This window comes from Microbacterium sp. cf046, from assembly GCF_900114345.1.
Lineage (GTDB): Bacteria > Actinomycetota > Actinomycetes > Actinomycetales > Microbacteriaceae > Microbacterium.
The window spans coordinates 823,050-847,040 of record NZ_FOZJ01000003.1 but is presented as its reverse complement, the minus strand read 5'-3'; the positions used below and the strand labels follow the sequence as shown (position 1 = coordinate 847,040).

18 protein-coding genes and 1 other RNA gene are annotated in these 23,991 nt (G+C 69.9%); 2 read left to right on the top strand and 17 right to left on the bottom strand.

Going from position 1 to position 23,991, the window contains the following annotated elements:
* Positions 1–5: 5 nt before the first annotated feature.
* The 7 genes from BM349_RS16380 to BM349_RS16350 all read right to left on the bottom strand — a co-directional run bounded on the left by BM349_RS16380 (position 6) and on the right by BM349_RS16350 (position 9,696).
* Positions 6–665 (bottom strand): thymidine kinase, encoded by a 660-nt coding sequence (locus tag BM349_RS16380; protein ID WP_091708366.1) that lies wholly within the window; start codon positions 663–665, stop codon positions 6–8.
* A gap of 48 nt (positions 666–713) precedes the next feature.
* A complete protein-coding gene (locus BM349_RS16375) occupies positions 714–2,702 on the bottom strand; it encodes a DUF2207 domain-containing protein (protein ID WP_091708358.1) in 1,989 nt (662 codons plus the stop codon).
* A 46-nt stretch (positions 2,703–2,748) separates the two neighbouring features.
* A complete protein-coding gene (locus BM349_RS16370; RefSeq protein ID WP_091708356.1) occupies positions 2,749–4,221 on the bottom strand; it encodes a malate:quinone oxidoreductase in 1,473 nt (490 codons plus the stop codon).
* Positions 4,222–4,312: 91 nt separating this feature from the next.
* Positions 4,313–5,383 (bottom strand): aspartate-semialdehyde dehydrogenase, encoded by a 1,071-nt coding sequence (locus BM349_RS16365; protein ID WP_091708353.1) that lies wholly within the window; start codon positions 5,381–5,383, stop codon positions 4,313–4,315.
* Between the two features lie 156 nt (positions 5,384–5,539).
* The gene (locus BM349_RS16360; protein ID WP_091708351.1) at positions 5,540–6,118 is read right to left on the bottom strand and encodes a DM13 domain-containing protein; all 579 of its coding nucleotides are present in this window, start codon (positions 6,116–6,118) and stop codon (positions 5,540–5,542) included.
* An 80-nt stretch (positions 6,119–6,198) separates the two neighbouring features.
* Positions 6,199–7,503 carry an aspartate kinase gene (locus BM349_RS16355; protein ID WP_091708349.1) on the bottom strand — a complete coding sequence of 435 codons (1,305 nt, stop codon included), beginning with the start codon at positions 7,501–7,503 and terminating at the stop codon, positions 6,199–6,201.
* A 114-nt stretch (positions 7,504–7,617) separates the two neighbouring features.
* Positions 7,618–9,696 (bottom strand): elongation factor G, encoded by a 2,079-nt coding sequence (locus tag BM349_RS16350; protein WP_091708347.1) that lies wholly within the window; start codon positions 9,694–9,696, stop codon positions 7,618–7,620.
* A gap of 144 nt (positions 9,697–9,840) precedes the next feature.
* Here BM349_RS16350 and BM349_RS16345 point away from each other — a divergent pair, with 144 nt between their 5' ends.
* Positions 9,841–10,332 (top strand): hypothetical protein, encoded by a 492-nt coding sequence (locus BM349_RS16345; protein ID WP_091708345.1) that lies wholly within the window; start codon positions 9,841–9,843, stop codon positions 10,330–10,332.
* A gap of 6 nt (positions 10,333–10,338) precedes the next feature.
* On the opposite strand, the gene BM349_RS16340 is transcribed toward BM349_RS16345, so the two are convergent.
* From BM349_RS16340 to pta, 7 genes are all read right to left on the bottom strand, one after another.
* Complete coding sequence (locus BM349_RS16340; RefSeq protein ID WP_091708342.1) at positions 10,339–11,271, bottom strand: DMT family transporter; 933 nt, start codon at positions 11,269–11,271, stop codon at positions 10,339–10,341.
* Entirely contained in the window at positions 11,271–11,864 is a 594-nt protein-coding gene (gene recR / locus BM349_RS16335; protein WP_091708340.1) for a recombination mediator RecR, read from the bottom strand. The genes BM349_RS16340 and recR overlap by 1 nt, the downstream gene beginning before the upstream one ends.
* 3 nt (positions 11,865–11,867) lie before the next feature.
* Positions 11,868–13,976, bottom strand: a complete 2,109-nt coding sequence (locus tag BM349_RS16330) for a DNA polymerase III subunit gamma and tau (protein WP_091708339.1) — start codon at positions 13,974–13,976, stop codon at positions 11,868–11,870.
* Positions 13,977–14,019: 43 nt separating this feature from the next.
* A complete protein-coding gene (locus BM349_RS16325) occupies positions 14,020–16,536 on the bottom strand; it encodes a glycoside hydrolase family 65 protein (RefSeq protein WP_091708337.1) in 2,517 nt (838 codons plus the stop codon).
* Complete coding sequence (locus tag BM349_RS16320) at positions 16,533–17,327, bottom strand: HAD family hydrolase (protein WP_254773946.1); 795 nt, start codon at positions 17,325–17,327, stop codon at positions 16,533–16,535. The genes BM349_RS16325 and BM349_RS16320 overlap by 4 nt, the downstream gene beginning before the upstream one ends.
* Positions 17,328–17,439: 112 nt before the next feature.
* Positions 17,440–18,666, bottom strand: coding sequence for an acetate/propionate family kinase (locus BM349_RS16315; RefSeq protein WP_091708332.1), 1,227 nt, complete (start codon positions 18,664–18,666; stop codon positions 17,440–17,442).
* A complete protein-coding gene (gene pta / locus BM349_RS16310) occupies positions 18,663–20,807 on the bottom strand; it encodes a phosphate acetyltransferase (protein WP_091708330.1) in 2,145 nt (714 codons plus the stop codon). Before pta ends, BM349_RS16315 begins: the two co-directional genes overlap by 4 nt.
* 94 nt (positions 20,808–20,901) lie before the next feature.
* Between pta and BM349_RS16305 the strand changes: the two genes are divergently transcribed.
* Positions 20,902–21,591: an NUDIX domain-containing protein gene (locus BM349_RS16305; RefSeq protein WP_091708328.1), complete on the top strand. Its 690-nt coding sequence runs from the start codon at positions 20,902–20,904 to the stop codon at positions 21,589–21,591.
* 21 nt (positions 21,592–21,612) lie between these two features.
* Here the strand turns inward: BM349_RS16305 and ffs are convergent.
* The 3 genes from ffs to BM349_RS16290 all read right to left on the bottom strand — a co-directional run bounded on the left by ffs (position 21,613) and on the right by BM349_RS16290 (position 23,882).
* Positions 21,613–21,709: signal recognition particle sRNA small type (gene ffs / locus BM349_RS16300), an RNA gene on the bottom strand.
* 32 nt (positions 21,710–21,741) lie between these two features.
* Positions 21,742–23,427, bottom strand: coding sequence for a DUF5671 domain-containing protein (locus BM349_RS16295; RefSeq protein WP_091708326.1), 1,686 nt, complete (start codon positions 23,425–23,427; stop codon positions 21,742–21,744).
* Entirely contained in the window at positions 23,424–23,882 is a 459-nt protein-coding gene (locus tag BM349_RS16290; RefSeq protein WP_139230953.1) for an LpqB family beta-propeller domain-containing protein, read from the bottom strand. Before BM349_RS16290 ends, BM349_RS16295 begins: the two co-directional genes overlap by 4 nt.
* Positions 23,883–23,991 lie beyond the last annotated feature (109 nt).

Sequence of the window (23,991 nt, the reverse complement as noted above, 5' to 3'; positions counted from 1 at the left end):
GTACGTCAGCGACCGTCCAGGCGCCCGCCCGATTCGCGCAGGTAGCACTCCGCGCACATCGACTCGTACGTCACGCGATCCGCGGAGAGCTCGTCGATCGCCACCTGGTCTCCGTCGAAGACGAATCGACCGCCCACCAGCCGCGCGTTGAAGATCGCCTTGCGGCCGCAGCGGCAGATCGTCTTGAGCTCTTCGAGGCTGTGCGCGAGTTCGAGGAGCCTGCGCGACCCGGGGAAGGCCTCGGTGCGGAAGTCGGTGCGGATGCCGTACGCGAGCACCGGCACGCCGTCCAGGACCACGATCCGAAGCAGGTCGTCGACCTGGGCGGGCGTGAGGAACTGCGCCTCGTCGATCAGGAGGCACGCGACATCGACCGGCCGCCCCTGGGGCGTCTGCTCGGCGAAGAGCGCGTCAGCGCCGGACTCCTGCACCCGCGCGCGGTGTGCGGCGAACAGTGAGCGCAGATCGGCATCCGGCTGGATGAGGAAGTCCACCGCTCGGGACATGCCCAGGCGGCTGGAGATCTTGTCGGACTCCTTCGTGTCGATCGCCGGCTTCGCCAGGAGCACGTGCTGCCCGCGCTCCTCGTAGTTGTAGGCCGCCTGCAGCAGGGACGAGGACTTGCCCGAGTTCATCGCACCGTAGCGGAAGTACAGTTTGGCCACGTGCCGAGCGTAGTCGCCGCGGACGCCGCGCTCGATCCGAGCGGCGGGTCAACGACCGCCGAAGCCTCCGCCGCCCCCGCCGCCGCCCGAGGAGCCGCCCCCCGACGAACCGCCCGACGACGACCAGCTCGAGCTCGACGAGCTGCTCGAGGAACTGCCGCTGGAGACCGGGGTGACCGCGAGGCGCCCGATCGACGAGGAGGCGTCCGAGAGCGACCGGGAGGACACCGCGTCGAAGAGGGACACACGCGGAGCGTCCGCCACGACCGGCGACGCGCTTCGGATGACCTCCACCCACTCGCGCTCCATTCCGAACAGCACCGCGTACGGCAGCAGTCGCTCGTAGACGTTCACGATGCTGTCGCCTGGGGCGTTCGGGGTGTCGCCGAACGGACGCCGCCCCGAGGAGACGAGATCCGCGGTGCGCGGCGACTGAGCGGCGCGCAGGCGATCCTCTTCAGCGAGTCGGAGGTACTCGCGGATGCCCTCGAGGTACGTCTTGTGCATACCCCCAGCGAGCGTCAGCGTCGACTTCGGCAGGCTGAAGAACGGAAGGAAGATGAAGGCGAAGAACCCGCTGACGATCGCCGCGATGTAGACGAGACCGCCCATCGGTGCGAGGTCGTTGAGCACGTCGACGGCCGTCCCGGCGAAGAAGATCAGCGTCATCGCGAGGAAGAAGCCGCCGATCTGCGACATCGCGCGCACCATGCCGATCCAGGCGGGCAGCTTGCTGCGATAGCCGCGCTGCACGGTGAATTCGTCGATCCGGCGGACGTAGGTGACCGCCCGGACGGGCGGCGATTTCGCGAAAGCGCCGAGGTCGACGTCGGAGCCGGGCTTGGCGTTCTTCGAGAAGAGCGTGTAGATCACGCGGAGGTCGTCGGAATCGAGACCGTCCTTTGTGCGCAGCACCACCTCGAAGTCCTCCGGATCCTCCCGGTCTCCCGACGCCCGCAGTTCGACCGCATCGCGCACGGCCAGGTCGACGACATGCGCCGCCATGGCCCGCTCGGGCACATCGAGGACGCCCGCCGAGAGCGTGAGCGACTCGTCCTCGGGCGGCGTGTACTGCACGATCACGGGCGAGTCATCGGGGTTTCGCCGCAGGACGACCCGCATCACGAGGATGAAGATCAGACCGCCGAGGCCGGTGAGCAGCCCGAGGACGGGCAGGATCCACTCCCACCACGGGTACGGCGGCGGAGGCGGCGGCGTGGGCGCGGAGAACGTGCCCTGCTCGAAGCCGAGTGCGACGGTGACGTTCTCATCGGGCCCGAGGTCGACATCTCCGGCGGTGAACGAGACCGACCCGTCCGTCACGTTGCCGGCACCCACACCGGCCGCCCATGCGGCGACGTCGGCCGGCCACTCGGTGGCCGCAGCGGGTGCGATCTCGCAGGCGTCGGTGGAGCCCTCCGGACCCGAGTAGCAGAACGCGCGACCGGGCAGGAGGCCGGGCGCGGCATCGCCCGCGACGTGCACATGCGCGGTGACCGACCCGAACGGCTGCGGGTGATCGGTGCCGACGGTGTCCCAGTAGAACTCGTCGGCGTCGGTGTCCTCGTAGCGCAGCACGACATCGCTCATCGTGTACGAGATGACATAGGTCTGCGCTCCGCGGACGTACGAGTCATCGCCGGTCAGGACGTAGATCCAGTCGTCGTCCTCTTCGGTCCACCACGGAATCGGCGCTCCTCCCGCGCCGGTGACGTTCACGACCCGGGTGTCGTGCGCGATCCCGGAGTCCGCCTTCGGGATCCATCGGACGATGCCCTTGTTCTGGTCGAAGTCGGGAAAATGGGCGACGATCTTCTCACTCGTGAACAGGTGACTCTTTCCGCCGGCGCCGCGGACGAGGTAGTAGTCGGCCTCGAACGAGTCGTACACGAAGTTCTGGACCGATGCCGGTGCCGCGTGCGCCGCGACAGGGGCGGATGCCGCAGCGGCCGGTACCGCCATCGTGAACAGCGCGGCGGCGAGCGCGATCATCAGTGCGATCGCGCGCCTCGACCGCCGTCCCCAGAGTCCCGGCATGCCCCCAACAATAGAGGCGCCGCAGAGGCGGCGGTGTCCTCCCCGGCTAAGCCGTCAGAGCGAGTGTGCCGGCGGTCTCGGAGAGGACCTCTTCGGCGAGCGCGGGCTTCGGGTTGAGCTGCTCGCCGTAGCTCGGGATCAGCTCGCGAAGCCGGGGCTCCCACTCCTCGATCCGGTCGGGGAAGCACGTCTGGAGCAGACCGAGCATGATCGAGACGGCGGTGGACGCGCCCGGCGAAGCACCGAGCAGGCCGGCGATCGTGCCGTCCGCACCCGTGACGACCTCGGTGCCGAACTGCAGCACGCCGCCCTTCTTGGGATCCTTCTTCATCACCTGCGCCCGCTGGCCGGCGTTCAGCAGCTCCCAGTCCTGGTCCTTGGCCGTCGGCATGAAGTCGCGGAGGCTGTCGACCTTCTTGGCGTGGTTCTTGAGGAGCTCGCCCACGAGATAGGTGATCAGCGACGGGTTGTCGATCGCGACCTTCATCATCGGCCAGAGGTTGCCTGGACGCACCTGGGCGACGAGGTCGAGCATCGAGCCGTTCTTGAGGAACTTCGGGCTGAATGTGGCGAACGGCCCGAACAGCAGAGAAGTCTCACCGTCGACCACCCTGGTGTCCAGGTGCGGAACCGACATCGGCGGGGCTCCGACGGAGGCCTGCGAGTAGACCTTCGCCTTGTGCTTGGCCACGAGCGCCGGGTTGCTCGTCTTGAGCCACTGACCGCCGATCGGGAACACGCCGTATCCGTTGATCTCGGGGATGCCGGAGCGCTGGAGGAGCTTGATCGCCCAGCCGCCCGCGCCGACGAAGACGAAGCGGGCCTTCGTCCGGCCCGGAGTCCGACCGATCGAATTGCGCCAGGTGATGAGCCAGGTGCCGTCGCTCTGGCGCTTGAGCTTGCGCACCTCGCGGTTGGTGATGATGTCCGCACCGCGCTCGCGCAGGTTGTCGAAGAGCTGATGGGTGAGCGCGCCGAAATCGACGTCGGTACCGGCCGGCACGCGGGTGGCCGCGAACGGCTCCCCGGCGCGGCGCTTCTGCATGAGCAGCGGCGCCCACTGGTTGATGACGCGTGAGTCTTCGCTGTACTGGATGCCGGCGAACAGCGGCTGGTCCTTGAGCGCCTCGTACCGCTTCTTGAGGAATTCGACGTCCTTCTCGCCGCGCACGAACGTCATGTGCGGAGTGGAGTTGATGAATGTCGAGGGCGCGTCCAGCGCGCCCTCCTCCACGAGCGAGGACCAGAACTGACGGCTCTGCTGGAACTGCTCGTTGATCGAGATCGCCTTCGCGGGGTCGACCGTGCCGTCGGGCCCCTCAGGCGTGTAGTTCAGCTCGCACAGGGCGGCATGACCGGTCCCGGCGTTGTTCCACGCGTTGGAGCTCTCCAGCCCCACGTCGTGGAGTCGCTCGTACACGACGATCTTCCAGTCGGGCTGCAGCTCGGAGATCAGCGTGCCCAGGGTGGCGCTCATGATGCCACCACCGATCAGCACGACATCGACGGTTTCTGTCACTCCAGAAGTCTAGTTCTCGCGGGCCGGGCGCCTGGACGGGCCCGATCGCCGGGCGCGAAAACTCCGGCGTTCTTGACGATGGGGCAAGAGCTCAGGCGCTGACGCCGAGACCCGCCGCGACCAGCTCGGCGATCTGGACCGCATTGAGCGCGGCGCCCTTGCGCAGGTTGTCGTTGCTGATGAACAGCACCAGCCCCTTGCCCTCGGGTGCGGACTGATCGGCGCGGATGCGGCCGACGAAGCTCGGGTCCTTGCCTGCCGCCTGCAGCGGGGTGGGGACCTCCTCCAGCAGCACCCCCGGAGCGCTCGAGAGCACCTCGCGAGCGCGTGCCGGGGTGATGTCGCGGGCGAACTCCACGTTGATGCTCAGGGAGTGGCCGGTGAAGACGGGCACGCGAACGCACGTGCCGGCGACGCGGAGGCCGGGCAGCTCGAGGATCTTGCGGCTCTCGTTGCGGAGCTTCTTCTCCTCGTCGGTCTCGTTGTCGCCGTCGTCGACGAGATTTCCGGCGAACGGGATCACGTCGAACGCGATCGGCGCGATGTACTTCTCCGGCTGCGGGAAGTCGATGGCCGAGCCGTCGTGCACGAGCCTGAGGGTGTCGCCCTGAGCGAGCACGCCCTCGACCTGGCCGAGCAGCTCCTCGGCGCCGGCGATGCCGGAGCCGCTGACCGCCTGGTAGGTGCTCACGATGAGCCGCTCGAGGCCCGCCTCGGCGTCGAGCGCCTTGAGCACGGGCATCGCAGCCATCGTCGTGCAGTTGGGGTTCGCGATGATCCCCTTGGCCGCCTCGCGGATCGCATGCGGGTTGACCTCGCTGACCACGAGCGGAACGTCGGGGTCCATCCGCCACGCGCTGGAGTTGTCGATGACCGTCGCCCCCGCCTCCGCGAACCGGGGCGCGTGTGCGCGGCTGCCGGTGGCGCCGGCCGAGAACAGGGCGATGTCGATCCCCGCCGGGTCGGCGGTTTCGACGTCCTCGATGATCACGGTCTGACCGGCGAACTCGACCGCGGTGCCCGCGGAGCGGGCCGTCGCGAAGAGCCGCAGCTCGCGGATCGGGAATGCCCGTTCGGCGAGGATCTCGCGCATGACGGTGCCGACCTGGCCGGTGGCGCCGACGACGGCGACGGAGAGTCCGGAATCGGAGATGCGGGTCATGATGGTTCCTCGGTGCGAAGCGGGCGCGCAGTCACCATCGGTGCGCGGGATGGGGACGATTCTACCGGCCCGGCCCGAGGCGCCGACTGCTGTTACGGTTCGCGCACCGCCCTGGCCCGCCTGATTCCTGCCGTTTCCCGCTGTGCGGCGGCACGATCACGCCAGCGCCGCCGCGCCGAAGGAGACCGAGAACTGGACGCACCACAGGTCCACCGTCGGGAATGCGGCGAGGTCGACGCCCGCCGGGATGTCGTAGAGCTGATTCCCGAGGTTCCCCTTGATGGGCCCGAGATCGACGTACTCGTAGCCCGCCGCGGTGAACCATCCGTCGAAGCCCTCGATCACCGGACCTGCGCTGAGCCAGACATGCACGTCCGGTCCGTTGGTGGTCTCGAGGCCCTCGATCGCGAGCTGGCGCGAGCCGTCGGGGTGCTCGATCACGCGCACCGAGCCGGTGGTGGTGTGCTCGTGGCTGACGAAGGCCCCGGTGAGGATCGTCACCGGCACAGCCGGAGGTTCGGGCGTCGGCGTCACGTCCTCGGCCGGCTCGACACTCGGCTCTGGAGGCGGGGGCGTCGTCTCGACGGCTGCCGGGATCTCGTCGTCGACCCGGACGTCGATCAACAGGAGCCAGGGCTGGAACACGAGACCGGCGACGACGGCGGCGGTCAGGCCGAGTGCCGCACCGATCCCCCACAGCCAGCGCGCCCGACTCGACAGCCTCCTGCGAACCATCGCTCCCCCTCGACGCGGTGAGGCTACCTGGGCACGCTGGAGTCGCGCTGAGAGTCAGCGCCGGGAGTCAGCGCCGGCGATCAGCGGCCGGACCCGGCGTGGACGACGGCTTCGGCATCCCCGTCGAGTCCGTACGCGGTGTGCACGACGCGCGCCGCCTCGGCGAGGTCGTCGCCGCGGACGACGACCGAGATGCGGATCTCGGACGTGGAGATCATCTCGATGTTGATGCCCGACACGCTCAGCGCCTCGAACAGCGTGGCTGAGACGCCCGAGTGCGTGCGCATGCCCGCGCCGACGACCGAGAGCTTGCCGATCTGGTCGTCGTGGACGAGGTTCTCGAACCCCACGTCGGACTGCTCACCAGCGAGCGCGCGCAGGGCGATCGCCGCATCCTCCTTGGGAAGCGTGAACGAGATGTCGGTGCGCCCGGTCGATGCCGCCGACACGTTCTGCACGATCATGTCGACGTTCGCACCGGATTTGGCGACGATCTTGAAGATCTCGGCCGCCTTGCCGGGAACGTCGGGCACACCGGTCACGGTGATCTTCGCCTGGCTGAGGTCGGTCGCGACCCCCGCGACGATCGGCTCTTCCATCTCTTCTCCTTCTGCGACTGTCGGCCCGCCTGCACCCGCCGGGAGCGTCATGCCGTGGCCGAGCACCCAGGTGCCCTCGCCCGAGCTGAATGTGGACCTCGCGTGGATCAGCACCCCGTGCCGGCGGGCGTACTCGACCGCGCGGATGTAGAGCACCTTGGCACCGTTCGCCGCCAGCTCGAGCATCTCCTCGCTCGAGACGTGCGTCAGCTTCTGCGCGCGGGGCACCACACGCGGATCAGCTGTGAAGATGCCGTCGACATCGCTGTAGATCTCGCACACGTCGGCGTCGAGGGCGGCGGCGAGCGCGACCGCTGTCGTGTCCGAGCCGCCTCGGCCAAGCGTGGTGATGTCGCGGGTGTCGCGGTTGAAGCCCTGGAAGCCGGCGACGATGACGATGGCCCCCTCGTCGAGCGCCTCCCGCAGCCGGACCGGGGTCACATCGACGATCCGGGCGGCGCCGTGGGTCGCATCCGTGATCATGCCCGCCTGGGATCCGGTGAACGACCGCGCCTCGAAGCCCATCGAGTGAATCGCCATCGCCAGCAGGGCCATCGAGATGCGCTCGCCGCTGGAGAGGAGCATGTCAAGCTCGCGCGGGGCGGGGATCGGTGCGACCTGGGCGGCGAGGTCGAGCAGCTCGTCGGTGGTGTCGCCCATCGCACTGACGGCGACCACCACGTCGTGACCCGCGCGGCGGGTGTCGACGATCCGCTTCGCGACGCGCTTGATGCTCTCCGCGTCGGCGACCGACGACCCGCCGTACTTCTGCACGAACAACGCCACGATGAGACTCCCGGGGGCGTCACTCCGTGACGCGCGTGTGGTGACGGGCGGCGATCGGATGCCGCGCCCCAACGCACCATCTTACGGATGAGGTCATGCCCCACCCGCCATGCGTCACCCGGTGCCGGGCGCCTTGATCGTGCTCGGCGCCCGCTCGTAGCGGTCGGGTGTGATCGTGAGCTCGGCCTGACCGCCGGTCAGAGAGCGCAGCTCCAGGACATAGCGCCCGAGCTCGGCCTCGGGCACGCTCGCGACGATCCGCATCGCGCCCCCGTCGGCGGCCTCCGTGGCGTTGACGTGGGCCCGGCGCGACGACAGATCTGTGAGGATCGGCCCCTGCAGGGCGGCCGGCACCGTGATCGTGACGATCGACACCGGCTCGAGCACGATCGATCCCGCCTCGGCGAGCGCCGCCTTGACGCCGAGCGAGGCGGCAGTGCGGAAGGCCATCTCAGATGAGTCCACCGAGTGCGCCTTGCCGTCGTAGAGCTCGACGCGGACATCGACCACCGGGTGCCCGTGCGGCCCGCCCGCGGCGAGCGCATCGCGCGCGCCCTTCTCCACAGCGGAGATGTACGACCTCGGCACCGCACCTCCGACGACGGCATCGACGAACTCGAAGCCACCACCGGCGGGAAGCGGTCCGACCCGCAGCTGCACGACCGCGAACTGGCCGTGCCCGCCGGACTGCTTCTTCACCTTGCCTTCGGCCTGCGCCGGTCGTGCGATCGTCTCGCGGTAGGCGACGGGGGCGGGTCCGGTCGTCACGGTCACCCCGAGCACCCGGGCGAGGCGTTCGACCGCGACCGCGAGGTGCGCCTCGCCGAGTCCCCGCAGGATCGTCTCGCCGCCGGTCCGATCGAGTTCGAGCGTGGGATCCTCCGCGAGCAGTCGCGCGATCGACGTCGACAGCTTGGCATCGTCGGACTGCGTCGCGGGGGTCAGGCTGACGGCGTACACGGGCTGCCGACGCGGAAGCGGAGCGGGCCGGGCCGCGCCGTGCGGCCGCGTCCAGAGCACCGAGCCCGAAGGCGATCCGACGAGCTTCGCGACGGCACCCACGTCTCCGGTGCGCAGCGCATCGGTCGGCAGGTGCTGTGCTCCCCGCAGGCGGAAGAGCGCAGGGATCCGCTCCTCCACGCCCGTGGTCGCGTTGCGCAGCCGATCGCTCGGGCGCAGCGTCCCCGACAGCACCTTGAGCATCGCGACCTGGCCCACGAACGGGTCGGCCACGGTGCGGAACACGTGCACGACCGTCTCGCCCTCCGGGTTCGGCGCGACGCGCACGTCCGTGCCGCCATCGCCGTCCGCCCCGCCGAGCACGATGCGACTGTCATGGTCGCGTGACGCCGGCGAGAGCGAGCACAGCAGGTCGGCGATGCGGTCGACGCCGGTCCCGTTCAGGCCTGAGCAGAGCAGCACCGGAACGGCCTCCCCCGAGGCGACCTCGTGCGCGAACCCGCGCTCGAGCTCCGCCGAAGACGGCTCGGTGCCCTCGAGATAGGCCTCGAGCTGCGCGTCGTCGTGCGAGACGATCTCCTCGGTCACGCTCACATGGAGCTCGTGCTCCTCGGACTGGACCGCAGGCGGAATCGGCTCCTCGTGGTGGTGCCCGGTGTCGTCGTAGACGAGCGCGTGCTCGCCGAGGACATCCGCGACGGAGTGGAAGTCCTGCTCTTCGCCGAGCGGCAGCTCGAGCGGCCACAGGTGGTCGCCGAAGGTCGCCCGCAGCTGGCCGAGGACTCCGCGGAAGTCGGCCCGCGCACGGTCCTCCTGGGTGACGATCACGATGCACGGCACCCCGGCCGCCTGTGCCGCGGCCCAGACCGCACGCGTGCCCGCGGTCACACCGTCGACCGCACTGACGACGACCGCTGCGACATCCGCGACGGCGAGCGCGGTGTCGACGCCGCCGATGAAGTCCGGGTGGCCGGGCGTGTCGATCAGCGTGATCGCACTCTCCGTGCCGTCCGGCAGGTTCCACGGCACGACGGCGAGCGAGATCGTCAGCGTGGTCTGGCGCGCGATCTCCTCCGGATCGTGATCGCACACCGTGGTGCCCTGCTCGATCGTCCCCCGGCGCTGGATCGCTCCGGCGCGCAACAGGAGGCTCTCCGCCAGTGTCGTCTTGCCCGAACCGGCCCCGCCTATGAGGGCCACCGTCCGGTGCGTCGGACTCGGGGTCGCATCCATGTGGCCTCCCACGCCGGTGTGAGTTCTCCCCCATCGTGCCCGGTCAGCGGCCCGCTCGCCAGAGGCGATGCGCTGCGGCGGCTCGATCCACGGCCCGCGGATGCCGCCCCCCGTGCCGCGACCGGTCGCGATAGCATCCCGAGCATGGTGGACGAGCTCGAGCAGTGGACCGACTTCAACGTCGCGATGGTGGGCGCGACAGCGGCTCTGGCGGGCCTCGTGATCGTGGCGTCCAGTGTGAACATCGGCGAGATCATCAAGGAGCGGTCGCTCACGGCCCGTCTCGCGGCAGGCATCGCCGCGCTCGTGCTCGCGATCGTCGCGTCGGGGCTCGGTCTGGTGCCGGCGATCCCGGCGCTCTGGTACGGACTCCTGGTGCTCGCGTCGGCCGTGGGCGCCGCGGTGTTCCAGGTGGGTGCGACCCGGGCGATCTTCGCCAACGAGAATCCGGCGGCCCGCGCCAAGTTCACCAAGTCGCTGTTCGGCTTCCTCCCCGTCACCGCGTACGCGCTCGGCGGCATCGCGGTGATGCTCGGGCTCCCGGCAGGTCTGTCGCTCGCCGCGGCAGGCTGCATCCTCGCCATCGTCGCCGGGATCGTCGTGTCCTGGGTCGTGCTGGTCGAAGTGCTCCGCTGAGTCCGGTCAGCCGGCGGCGACCGGCGGCAGCTCACCGGGAGGTTCGCGCGTTCGCACCGTGCCGCCCGTTGCGGCGAGCCAGCAGCCGAGGATCACGAGTGGGAAGCCGACCAGCAGTCCGACCGTGACGTCCTCGTCGAGGATGATCACGCCGAGCAGGATCGCCACGACCGGGTTGACATAGGTGAACAGCGGCGCTCGCGCCGGGCCGACGTGATCGATCAGGGCGAAGAACACGATGAACGCCACCGCGGTGCACAGCACAGCCAGTGCGATCAGCGACACCGTGCTCTGCGTGGTGGGCACCTCGTGCTGGGTGAGGAACGCGATCGGCAGGTAGAAGAGGCCGACCGCGGCCAGGGAGAGGGTCACTGTGCCGAGGGCCGGGACGTCGTTCAGCTTCCGCGCGACGATGAAGGGAGCGATCGCGTAGCAGACCGCGACCAGCAGCACTTCGCCGATCGCGATCAGGCCGGCCGTGCCGCCTGCGGCGAGCCCCGGCCCCGCGACGACGATGCCGACGCCGACGAAGCCCACGATGAGGCCGATCATGCGGACCGGCTTGAGCACCGCCCGATCGCCGCCGGCGAAGGCGATCAGCGCGGCGAACAGGGGCACGGTCGCGACCAGCAGTCCGGTGAGGCCCGATGGAAGCGTCTGCTCGGCGTGGCCCAGCAGCAGGAAGGGACCGGCCATCTCGATCGCGCCGAACGTCAGCACCCAGCCGATCTTGCCGAACGCCGGTCTCAGCGACTTCTGACGCAGCGCGAACGGCAGCAGGAGCAGGGCGCCCAGGAGCGTGCGTCCGGCGACGATGGATGCCGGGGAGTAGGAGTCGACGGCCTGCTTGATGAACAGGTAGGGCATGCCCCACAGCACCGCCATCGCGGCGAACAGCAGCCATCCCCGTGTGCCGAAGCGTTGTGTCGCTGCGATCATCACACTGCGCGGCGGCCCTCGAACGCGCGCCCGAGCGTGACCTCGTCGGCGTACTCCAGGTCGCCGCCGACCGGGAGCCCGGACGCGAGACGGGTCACCGAGATCTCGAGCGTGTGGAGCAGGCGGCTGAGATACGTCGCGGTCGCCTCGCCCTCGAGGTTGGGATTGGTCGCGAGGATGACCTCCTGCACCGTGCCGTCGGCGAGGCGCTGCATGAGCTGCGTGATGCGGAGGTCTTCGGGTCCGATGCCGGCGATCGGGCTGATCGCACCGCCGAGGACGTGGTAGAGCCCGCGGAATTCCCGGGTGCGCTCGATCGCGGCGACGTCCTTGGCGTCCTCGACCACGCAGATCACCGCCGGATTGCGACGTGGGTCGCGGCAGATCCCGCAGCGGTCCTGTTCCGACACGTTGCCGCAGATCTCGCAGAAGCGGACCTTCTCGCGCACCTCGGCGAGCAGCGTCGCGAGGCGCGATACATCGAAGGACGGGGACTGCAGGATGTGGAAGGTGATGCGCTGCGCGGATTTCGGGCCGATGCCCGGAAGCCGCCCGAACTCGTCGATCAGGTCTTGGACGATGCCGTCGTACATGGGCTAGCTGAACCTCGTCGGCGGCTCGTACGGCTCTTCGCGCACGAAACGCGCACCGAGCACCTGACGCACCACGGCCTCGCCGTACCGCTGGGCGCCGTCCGCAGCCGGGCGCGTCGACGCGCTCGGCATCCGCGGCGCGAGGACGGGCGGAACCGGCGCTTCGGTCGCGGCATCCATCTCGTCATCGTCGTCGCCCTCGGGGTCGACCGACGGCTCGACGTCGCCGGCCGGGAGCACGTCCCCCTCGCGCGGCGGAGCGAGCGTGGCGACGTGGGCACGCGCCGGATCAGCGGCGTCTTCGGGCTCGTCATCGACCGCGAACTGGGCCACCGCGGTCGGCGGCTCGGGCGCGTCGGCGGGCGGCGCATCCGCGTCGCTCGGAATCGATGCCACCACCCACTCCGTGACCGGCGCCGCGGATGCGGACGACCTGAACGCGCCCGCGGGCGCCTGGCGCACCGGCGCGGGCTCCGGAGCGGACGTGCCGGAAGGAGGTGACGCGGGCGGTGCGGCGTCGCCGTCGTGCTTCGCGAGGTACTTCACCCGGATGCCGAGCACGCCCAGGATCGCCTGGCGAAGGTCCTCGCTCGGACCGGCACCGGCGGAGAGCTTCTTGAACTGCGCGACATCGGACTGGCTCTGGAACGACAGGGTCAGCACATCGCCGTCCAGGTCGGCCACCCGTGCGCCGGAGGCGATGAGCCAGGAAGGCCGGCTGGTCGACTCGAGCCTGCCGAGCACCTCGGGCCACGCGTCGCGCATGTGCTGGACGGTGACGGGACTCGACGGCTGTGGCGTTTCCTCTCCCTGCGCTCGCTCAACGACCTGAGGTGCCGCCTTCGGCGCGGAGGGTTCGTCTCGCTGCACTCGCTCAGCGACCGGAGGTGATGCCTTCGGCGCGGGGGGTTCGTCTCGCTGCACTCGCTCAGCGACCGGTGGTGCTGCCTTCGACGCGGGGGTTTCGTCCTGCGGCGCTCGCTCCACGACCTGAGGTGCTGTTTCCGCAGCGCCGGTCTGCGCGAGCACGCGGGCGACCATGAGCTCGAGCTGCAGCCGCGGGGACGTGGCGCCGGTCATCTCGTCGAGGGTCGCGATGACCAGATCGGCAGTGCGAGACAGGCGGAGTGAGCCGAACACGTCGGCCTGACGCATCATGCGAGCCAGCTCGTCGGCCGGGACTCCGCGCAGCACCGCCGCGGCATCCTGGCCGGTCGCCGCGACCACGATCAGATCGCGCAGGCGCTCGAGCAGGTCGTCGACGAACCGGCGCGGGTCCTGTCCGGTCTGCACGACGCGGTCGACGGCGGCGAACGCAGCAGCGGCATCGGCAGCCCCGAACGCGTCGATCACCTCGTCGAGGAGCTCGGCGTGGGTGTAGCCCAGCAGGGCGACGGCCCGTGCGTACGTGACGAGCGATCCTTCGGAGCCGGCGATCAGCTGGTCGAGCAGTGACAGCGTGTCGCGCGGCGACCCGCCACCGGCCCGAACGACGAGGGAGAGCACACCCGGCTCGACCGTCACCCCTTCGGCCTCGCACATGCCCTGGACGTATTCCAGCATCGCCGCGGGCGGCACCAGCCGGAACGGATAGTGGTGCGTGCGGGAGCGGATCGTGCCGATGACCTTCTCGGGCTCGGTCGTGGCGAAGATGAACTTGACATGGTCGGGCGGCTCCTCGACGAGCTTGAGCAGGGCGTTGAAGCCCTGCGGCGTGACCATGTGGGCCTCATCGAGGATGAAGATCTTGAACCGGTCGCGGGCCGGGGCGAACACCGCGCGCTCGCGCAGGTCGCGTGCGTCGTCGACGCCGTTGTGGCTTGCGGCGTCGATCTCGACGACATCGAGGGATCCGCCGCCGCCGCGGCCGAGCTCGATGCAGCTGTCGCACACGCCGCAGGGCACGTCGGTCGGCCCCTGCGCGCAGTTCAGGCAGCGAGCGAGCACACGGGCGGAAGTCGTCTTGCCGCAGCCGCGCGGACCGGAGAACAGGTACGCGTGACCCACCCGGTCGCCGCGCAATGCGGTCATCAGGGGCTCGGTCACCTGAGACTGCCCGATCATCTCGCCGAACGTCTCAGGACGGTATCGGCGGTAGAGAGCGGTCGTCACGCCCCCAGCCTACGGCGTGGGTGCGACACCCGGACGGGGCGGTTCACGCGTCCGCGCCGTGCTCGATGTCCGCGCCGGGCCCGATGATCGGGATCGTCGAGGTCACCGTGGGCACGGAGGCCGACAGCAGCGTGCCGTCTTCGCGGCGCACGTCGGCGAACTGCTTCAGCGACGGGCGCCCGGCGATGACCGGGCCCTGGTCCTCCAGCGGGACGACGACCTCCTCGCCCGGACCGAGCGCGAAGGCCGCGCCTCGGACGCTGAAGACGAGCGGGTCGCCCTCGCCGGCCTTCACCCGCAGCTCCGTGCTCGTCACGGTGACCTGCAGCGGGGTGCCGTGCCAGTGCAGCGCGAATTCGAGCTCCGGCCAGTCCGCGGGCAGCCGCGGGTCGAACGTGAGCTCGCCGAAGTGGTCGCGCATGCCGCCGAAGCCGCAGACGAGCGCGGTCCAGACGCCGCCGGCCGACGCCACATGCACCCCGTCCGACGCATTGTGATGAAGGTCTCCGAGGTCGACGAAGATCGACTCGCGGAAGTACTCCAGCGCGAGGTCCTGATAGCCGACCTCGGCGGCGAGGATCGCCTGCACCACGGCTGACAGCGTCGAATCGCCCGTGGTCAGCGGGTCGTAGTACTCGAAGTCGGCGAGCTTGTCCTCGTCCGAGAAGTGGTTCCCCTGCAGGAACAGCGCGAGCACCACATCGGCCTGCTTCAGCACCTGGTAGCGGTAGATCACGAGCGGGTGGAAGTGCAGCAGCAGCGGCCGCTGATCAGCGGGCGTGTGCTCGAGATCCCACACCTCCCGCTCCAGGAAGACGGCATCCTGCGGGTGAATGCCCAGCGCCGGGCTGAACGGGATGTGCATCGCCTCGGCGGCGCGCTCCCAGCCCTCGGACTCGGCCGGGTCCAGCCGCAGGCGGTCGGCCATCAGGCGGTACGCCTCGGGGTCGTCCTGGGCCATCTCCCGCACGGTGCGGGCGGCGAAGCGCAGGTTGAAGCGGGCCATCACGTTCGTGAAGAGGTTGTCGTTGACGACGGTCGTGTACTCGTCGGGCCCCGTGACGCCGTGGATGTGGAAGGACTCCTCGCCGTCGCTGTCACTCGTCCGCCAGAAGCCGAGCGTCGCCCACAGCCGAGCGGTCTCCACGGCGATGTCGACGCCCTCGCGATACAGGAACTCCGTGTCGCCGGTGGCGCGGACGTACTTCGCGAGGGCGAAGCTCACGTCGGCGTTGATGTGGTACTGCGCGGTTCCGGCCGCGTAGTACGCGGACGCCTCCTCGCCGTTGATCGTCCGCCATGGGAACAGCACGCCGTGCTCGTTGAGCTGGTGGGCGCGCCGCCGCGCCGCCGGGAGCATGAGGTACCGCATCCGGATCGCGTTGCGGGCCCACAGGGGCGTCGTGTACGCGAGGAAGGGCAGGACGTAGATCTCGGTGTCCCAGAAGTAGTGGCCGCTGTAGCCGGATCCGGTCACACCCTTCGCGGGAACACCCTGGCCGTCGGCGCGAGCCGCGGCCTGAGCCAGCTGGAACAGGCACCAGCGCGTCGCCTGCTGGAGGTCGTCGTGTCCGCTGATGCGCACGTCCGATCGCTCCCAGAAGCCGTCGAGCCACGCGCGCTGCCGCTCGTACTGGCGTTCGACGCCTTCGATCTCGACGCGGTCCAGCGTGCGTCGGCAGCGATCCACCAGCTCCCGCGGGGGCACGCCGCGCGAGGTGTGGTAGCTCACGAGCTTCGTCACGCGGATCGGCACCCCGGCCTTGGCCTGGACGCGGAAGACGTTCTTCGCGATGTCCGGCTCTACGAGGGTGCGCGCGTTGTACTCGTTCTCGGTCTCGATCAGGTGGTCGGCGACGACGGCGAGCGTCATGCCCGACTCGGTGACCCGGTAGGACAGGGCGGAGCGCCCGCCGTCCTGCCAGTACTCCGCCGGCTGCAGCACGCGCTCCTGGATGCGCTCGGCCTTGCGCGGGTCGAACCCGGCCTTCTTCGATGCGGTCGGCGTGCCGCCGTAGACGTTCTCGCCGTCCTGACGGTTGAGCACCTGGCAGTTGATCGTCACGGGCGCGTCCGCGTTCAGCACGGTGACCTCGAGGCGCAGGATCGCGAGGTGCTTCTCCTCGAAGGACACCAGCCGGTCGTCCTCGATCAGCACGTCCTTGCCGGACGGCGTGGTCCAGCGCACGCGGCGGCGCACCACCCCGGCACGCAGGTCGAGGGTGCGCTCGTACTCGCGCGCGTCGGCGACATCCAGCGACAGCGGCTCGTCGTCGACGTAGACGCGCATGATCTTCGCGTCGGGCGCGTTGATGATCGTCTGCCCGACTTCCGCGAATCCGTAGGCCTGCTCGGCGTGCCGGATCGGGAAGGTCTCGTGGAACCCGTTGATGAAGGTGCCGTGCTCGTGCGCGAACCGGCCCTCGATCTGATTGCCGCGCAGCCCGAGGTAGCCGTTCCCCACGGAGAAGAGGGTCTCGGTGACCCCGACGTCATCGAGCGAGAAGCTGTTCTCGACGAGGCACCAGGGGTCGACGGGGAACCGATCGCGATCCATCATGCGGGCTTCTCCTCGGCGATCTGCGGGGTGGCGGGTTCGGGCAGCGGGCCGGATGCGGGTGGGGTGACCAGTTCGGCCAGATCGTCGACGACGAGGTGCGCGCCGGCGTTGCGCAGCTCGTCGGGGCCGGTGCCGCGGTCGACGCCGATCACGAGGGCGAACCCACCGGCCACGGCGGACTGCACGCCGCTGATCGCATCCTCGACCGCCACGCTGCGCGCGGGGTCGACCCCCAGCATCCGTGCGCCTTCGACGAATACGTCGGGCGCGGGCTTGGAGGCGAGGTGGTCCCGCTCGGCGATCACGCCGTCCATCACGACCGGGAACCGCTCGCGCAGGCCGGCGGTCCGCAGCACCTCCTCGGCGTTCTTCGAGCTCGAGACGACCGCGACGGGGATGCCGGCCGCATCGAGCTGATCCAGCAGCGCGACCGAGCCGAGGTACGGCGCGATGCCCTCGGCGCGCAGCACGCGGGAGAAGACCGCGTTCTTGCGGTTGCCGATGCCGCACACGGTGTCGGCGGACGGGTCGTCGGACGGATCGCCCCAGTGCACCTCCACATCGCGGCTGCGCAGCAGACTCGCGACGCCGTCGTAGCGCTTCTTGCCGTCGAGGTAGTCGAAGTAGTCGCGCTCGGTGTACGGGGGCTGGATGTCCCAGGCGGCGAACAGCTCCTCGAACATCGTCTGCCACGCGTGCATGTGCACTTCCGCGGTCGGGGTGAGCACGCCGTCCAGGTCGAACAGGACGGCGTCGTACGAGGTCAGGTCGGGCAGGGCGTCGACGGCCACGAAACCTCCAGAGCGAGGGACGGATGACGGGCTGCGGCTACTCGGTGCGCCGTCATGCAAGCGTAGTCGGCCGGGGTCCGACGCGGGAACCCGCCCGGACGCGATCCACGGGTCAGGAGGCCGCCGCCTGCAGCGTCTGGCGGGCGATCTCCAGCTCTTCATTCGTCGGCACGACCAGGACGATCACGCGCGAGGAATCGGCGGAGATCACCCGGATGCCGCGATCCGCGGACTCATTGCGGGCCGGGTCGATCTCGACTCCGGCGAAGCCCAGCGTCTCGAGCGCGGCAGCTCGCACCAGGGGGGTGTTCTCCCCCACGCCGGCGGTGAAGGAGATGACATCCACCCCGCCCAGTTGGGCGAGGTACGCGCCGGCATAGCCGCGAAGGCGGTGCACGTAGACCTCGAACGCGAGGATCGCGGCGTCCTCGCCGCGCAGGATCGCCGCCCGGATGTCGCGGTAGTCGGAGTACCCCGACAGGCCGAGGAGCCCGCTGCGCTTGTTGAGCAGGTCGTCGAGGTCGTCGATCGACATGTTCGCGCGACGGGCGAGATGGAACAGCACGGCGGGGTCGATGTCGCCCGAGCGCGTGCCCATGACGAGCCCCTCGAGCGGAGTGAGGCCCATCGACGTCTCGACCGAGCGGCCGCCGTCGATCGCGGTGACCGATGCGCCGTTGCCGAGGTGGAACACGATCTGCTTCAGCTCGGCCAGCGGCCGGCCGACGAACTCGGCGGCCGTCTCGCTCACGAACTTGTGCGACGTGCCGTGGAACCCGTAGCGGCGGATGCGATGGGATGCCGCGAGCTCCGAATCGATCGCGTACGTGTACGCGGCCCGCGGAAGCGTCTGATGGAACGCCGTGTCGAACACCGCGACATGCGGCACGTCCGGAAATGCCTCCTTGGCGGCGACGATGCCGGCGAGGTTGGCCGGATTGTGCAGGGGCGCGAGCACGGACAGCTCGTCGATGTTCATCTCCACCAGCGGAGTGATCACCGTCGGCTCGAAGAAGCGCGCTCCGCCGTGCACCACCCGGTGCCCGACCGCCGTGGGCGGGTGCTCCTCGAGCGAGGGGCCGTTCTGCGCGAACGCCTCGAGCATGACCGCGAATCCGGCGGTGTGGTCCGGGATCGGCAGCTCGCGTTCGTAGGTCGCGTTCGTGAACGTCGCGGCCGGCCCGTCGGCGGGCGGTGCGAACACCGTGTGCGAGGAGCGGCCGTTCCCCTCCCCGATCCGCTCGACGAGGCCCGACGCGAGCACGGTCTCGGTATCCATGTCGATCAGCTGGTACTTGAACGACGACGAGCCGCTGTTGACCACCAGCACGACGCTCATGCGGGACCCTCGCTCTGCGCCTGGATCGCGGTGATCGCGATCGTGTTGACGATGTCATCGACGAGTGCACCTCGTGACAGGTCGTTGATCGGTCTGTTCAGACCCTGCAGGACCGGTCCGATCGCGACGGCACCCGCCGAACGCTGCACGGCCTTGTACGTGTTGTTGCCGGTGTTCAGGTCGGGGAAGATGAACACCGTCGCGCGCCCGGCGACCTCTGATCCGGGCATCTTCGCCGCGGCGACGGCGATGTCGGCTGCCGCGTCGTACTGGATCGGCCCCTCCACCAGGAGCTGCGGTGCACGCTTGCGCACCAGAGCCGTCGCCTCGCGCACCTTCTCCACCTCGGCGCCCGACCCGGACTCGCCCGTCGAATACGAGAGCATCGCGATGCGCGGCTCGATGCCGAACTGCGTCGCGGTGGTCGCCGACGAGACCGCGATGTCGGCCAGCTGCTCGGAGGTCGGGTCGGGGATCACCGCGCAGTCGCCGTAGACGAGCACGCGATCGGCGAGCGCCATGAGGAACACCGATGAGACGACCGACACACCGGGCTTGGTCTTGATGATCTCGAACGCCGGTCGAATCGTCTGCGCGGTCGTGTGCGCCGCGCCGGAGACCATCCCGTCGGCGAAGCCCAGGTGCACCATCAGGGTGCCGAAGTACGACGCGTCCGTGACGGTGTCGGCGGCCTGGCCGAGCGTGACCCCTTTGTGGGCCCGCAGCCGTGCGTACTCCTCGGCGAATTTCGCGACGTGCACCGGGTCGAACGGCGAGAGCACCTCCGCGTGCTTGATGTCGATGCCCAGCTCGATCGCCCGTGCGCGCACCTCGAACGGCTCGCCCAGGATCACGAGGTCGGCGATCCCGCGCTTGAGCACGGTCGCCGCGGCGCGCAGCACGCGGTCGTCGCCTCCCTCGGGCAGCACGATGCGCTTGCGCTCCGCGCGGGCGCGCTCGATCAGCTGGAACTGGAACATGAGCGGAGTCACCACGGTGGGCCGCGCGACGCCGAAGGAGCGCAGCAGCTCATCGGTGTCGACGTTCGTCTCGAACAGACTGAGGGCGCTGTCGTATCGTCGCTGCGAGTCCGCGGCGAGGCGACCGCGCGTGCTCATGATGCGGGCGGCCGTCTGATACGTCCCCAGGTCGGTCGTGATGATCGGGACGTTGGATCCGAGGCCGTCGATCAGCCGCATGATCGGTTCGGGCAGATCGAATCCGCCGTTGAGCACGATGCCCGAGATCGACGGGAATGTGCCGGACGCGTTGGCGAGGAGCGTCGCGAGCAGCACCTCCGAGCGATCAGCGGGGATGATGACGACCGCCCCTTCGAGAAGACGCGGAAGGACGTTGACCATCGACATGCCGGCCACCACCACCCCGAGCGCCTCACGCGTGAGCCGATCGGGATCGCCGGCGAGCAGTTCGCCGTCGACCGAGCGCATGATCCCGCGCATCGAGGGGGCGACGAGATAGCGATCCTCGGGGATCGCCCACACCGGCACCTTCGCGTGCCCCGGGCTCAGCACCGCGGCCAGCGAGTGCTCGATCGCCGCGATCGCCTCCGGCGCGGTGTCGGGATCCGCACGGTTCGCGACGACCGCGAACAGCTCGGCCCGGCCATGGGTGAGCTCGGCGAGCGCGAGATCGGCGATCTGGCCCATCTCCGACGCTGTGCGCGGCGAGGACGAGCCCAGCAGCTCCGGCTGCGTCTCATCGTGGGTCGACCGTCCGCCGAGGACGAGCAGCACCGGCGTGCCGAGGTTCGCGGCGATCCGGGCGTTGTAGGCGAGTTCAGCCGGGCTGCCGACATCCGTGTAGTCACTGCCGACCACCACGACCGCGTCGCACTGACCCTCGACGGCCTTGTATCGTTCGACGATCATCGCGAGGGCGGCATCCGGATCGGTGCGCACGTCGTCGTACGTCACGCCGATGCATTCGTCGTACGGGAGGTCGACGCCGTCGTGGGCGAGCAGCATCTCCAGCACGTAGTCGGGCTCGACCGTCGAGCGCGCGATCGCGCGGAAGACGCCCACGCGCGGGGTCGCATGGCTGAGCGCGTCGAGGACACCGAGCGCCACGGTCGACTTACCCGAATGGCCCTCTGCCGATGTGATGAAGATGCTCTGCGCCACGAGGTCAGCCTAGGCCCGCGCCGGTTCGCTCGCCCGGGGTGTTCGGCGGAGCCGAAAGGGACTCGCGCCGCTCCGCGGCGTTAGGCTCCGATCCATGACCGACGCGGCATCCTCCCCTCGCGCAGCATCGACCCCCGGCGCCGACGTCCCCGATCACCGCGGGCGGACGGGCCTGCACCGGACGGGGCTCGACCTCGACCGCAATCCGCGCGTGCGCGTGGTCGATGTCGAACTGCTCGCCGCTGGCTGGCACGTGCTGCGACGCACGACCCTCGACTACCGGGCAGAGGACGGCACGTGGTCGCGGCAGCAGCGCGAGACCTACGATCGCGGAAACGGGGCCACGGTGCTGCTGTACAACCGCGATCTGCACACCGTGCTGCTGACCCGCCAGTTCCGCTACCCGGTGTACGTCAACGACCACCCCGACGGCATGCTGATCGAGACCGCCGCCGGGCTCCTCGACGACGACGACGCGATGACGGCGATCCGACGCGAGGCGGCCGAGGAGACCGGTGTCCAGATCGGCGAGCTCCGGCACGTGTACGACGTGTACATGAGCCCCGGATCGGTCACCGAGCGGATCCACTTCTTCGCGGCGCCGTACGACGCGTCGTCCCGCACGGGCGTGGGGGGCGGACTCGAGCACGAGGGCGAGGACATCGACGTCATCGAGGTGGACTTCGACGAATCGCTCGGGATGATCCGCGACGGGCGGATCCAGGACGCGAAGACGATCATGCTCCTGCAATGGGCGGCGATCGACGGCCCGTTCATGCGCTGACGGCCTCGTCGCCGCCGGAAAGAGTAAGACTCTCCGCGAACCCGGCAGAGCCTGGTTACCCTTGCTACGTTTCCGTCCTGGGGGAGTTGGCCTGGATGCCGCCTCGCGGAGAGCTGAGACAAGTCTAACCGCACCGCGGGACGGCCTCCGTCAGTCCGCGAGCGGCACGACCCGCACTCCCCCGCCGGCCTCGGGAATGACCAGCACCCGCGGCGCGGTGACGCCGGCGAGCGCCTCCTGCAGTGCGGGCAGGTCCGTCTCGCGCAGGAGCGCCGTGGGGTCGGCCGAGCGCCACACGCTGACCGTGGCGCCGGTCTCGGTGTGCAGTGCGCCCGCGAGGCCGTCGGCATCCCCTGCCGTGACGAGGATCAGCCGCCCGATCGTCTGCCGCCGGGCGATGGTGCCGGCGAGGGAGCGATCGCGGCGCCAGATCGTGAAGTGGTACGCGAAAACGACGGCGGTCGCGGTGAGGACTCCGAGGGGGGCGCGGATGCGCTCCACGAGCCCGCTCGCCCCGCCGGCGTCCAGCCCGAACTCGAAGAGCCGGTACCCGATGATCAGCACCGCGACGATCGCGACGATCGCGCTCGCGCCGAAGACGGCGACCAGGTACACCCGGCGCGCGGGATCGGCCGCCTCATCAGCCGCGACTGCCCGCGTCGGCCGCCATGCCAGCCACCAGGTCGGCGCCCCGACCACGAGCGCGCTGATGCCGCCGAGCAGCAGGGTGCGGGGATCGTCGTCGACGAGGGTGTCGCCGAACGTCGCCAGCAGGGCGTTCACGACCACGCCGAATCCGCTCGCCGCCCCGATGAGCGCGATCGCCGAGACCACGAGGCGACCCGCGCTGCGGACCTGCGCCGACCTCCCGGTGAGCACCTGCGCGTGATATGCCCACACGATCGCGCCGATCAGTCCCGCCGCGATCGCGACATCAAGTTCCGAGAGCACCTCGGCGAGCGGAGCCGAGTCGAACAGCACGCGCAGCACAGCGAACAGGATCGTCGCGATCGCGAAGAGGGTCGTCGCCGCCGCCGCACCGACCACGACGACCAGGATGACCGCGGAGAACGCGCCGGGAGCGTGGCTCGCCCGCTCGCGGAACCAGTGCCACCACCACACGAGCGCGCCGATCGCGCACCAGGCGAGTGCTTGGAGCGCGCTGATCACCCAGGACTGGGAGGACACGAGCACGAGGGCGGGATCGATGAGCGCCCGCGAGACGAGCTGCGCGATCACCGCGATCGCACCGGATGCGGCGACCACGAGGCCGTACAGCGCCGAGAGCTGATCGGGGACGCCGACCAAGCGGGTCGGTGCGGTCGCCGCGCTGCGGCGCATGTGCCGATGCCAGAACCACACCCCGAGCCAGACCACGCCGGTCGCCACATCGGCCGGGCGCCACTGCCCGTCGATGCCCGCGGCCGCCGCGGAGGCGAGGTCGACGGTGGCCACGATGAGCGACGTGAGCGACATCGCGGTCAGGTAGAGCGCCCACACGAGCGACGCGCGCTCGGCCGGATCCGCGAGTCGGCGCCGTTGCCACCACCACAGCAGCCCGGCCAGCGGCCCCGCGATCAGCGTGAACGCGAGCGACCTCGCGAGGCCGGAGTCGTCGACGATGAGCGCGCTGCCCGCCCCGATCACCCGCTCGATCAGACCGCTGAGCCCGATCGCTGCGATGACGACCAGCGCGAACAGGATGACGAACACGATGATCCGTCGCACGACCGTCTGCGCCCGGCCGAGCGAGCCCGGCCCGGTCGATCCGGGCGACCCGGATTCCGCCGGCGTCACGGCGCCGGGGTCTGCCTGCGGCCCATCCGGGATCGTCACTGCGCACCCCCGTCGACGCAGACCGCGAGCGACCATGGGACCGTCTCGATCAGCCAGTCGCCGCCGGCCCTGACGAGCTCGAAGACCTCTTCGCTCTCGTACTCGCTCGACCCCAGCGGGTCGGATCCGTACACAGTGACGACGAGCACCTGCACGCGGGCCGTGTCGTCTCGCTCGGTCGTCTCCAGGAGCGTGATGCGCATGTCGTCGGTCCCCACCGGGATCCGGTCGCACGTGTCCGCGATCTCGGGAACGAGGTAGGTGAGGGCGGTCGAGACGTCCCCGTCGACGACGGCCTGCGAATACCGCTGCACGACGCCCTCAGGGGTGTCCGCCGCGTACTGCGCAGGACCGCCCCGCGCGAACACGGCGATCAGCGCGATCACGACGACCAGGGCGACACCCGCGATCAACGCGATCAGAATGGTCCGGGATCGTCGGGCGCTGTCGCTCATGGTGCCCATCATGCCGTCGCACCGAGGAGTTGCGCACGCTCTGCTGATCCGGGATCCGAGCGGCGGCCACGACGGACAGCGATCTCCCAGACCCATCGCGCGCGAGCGC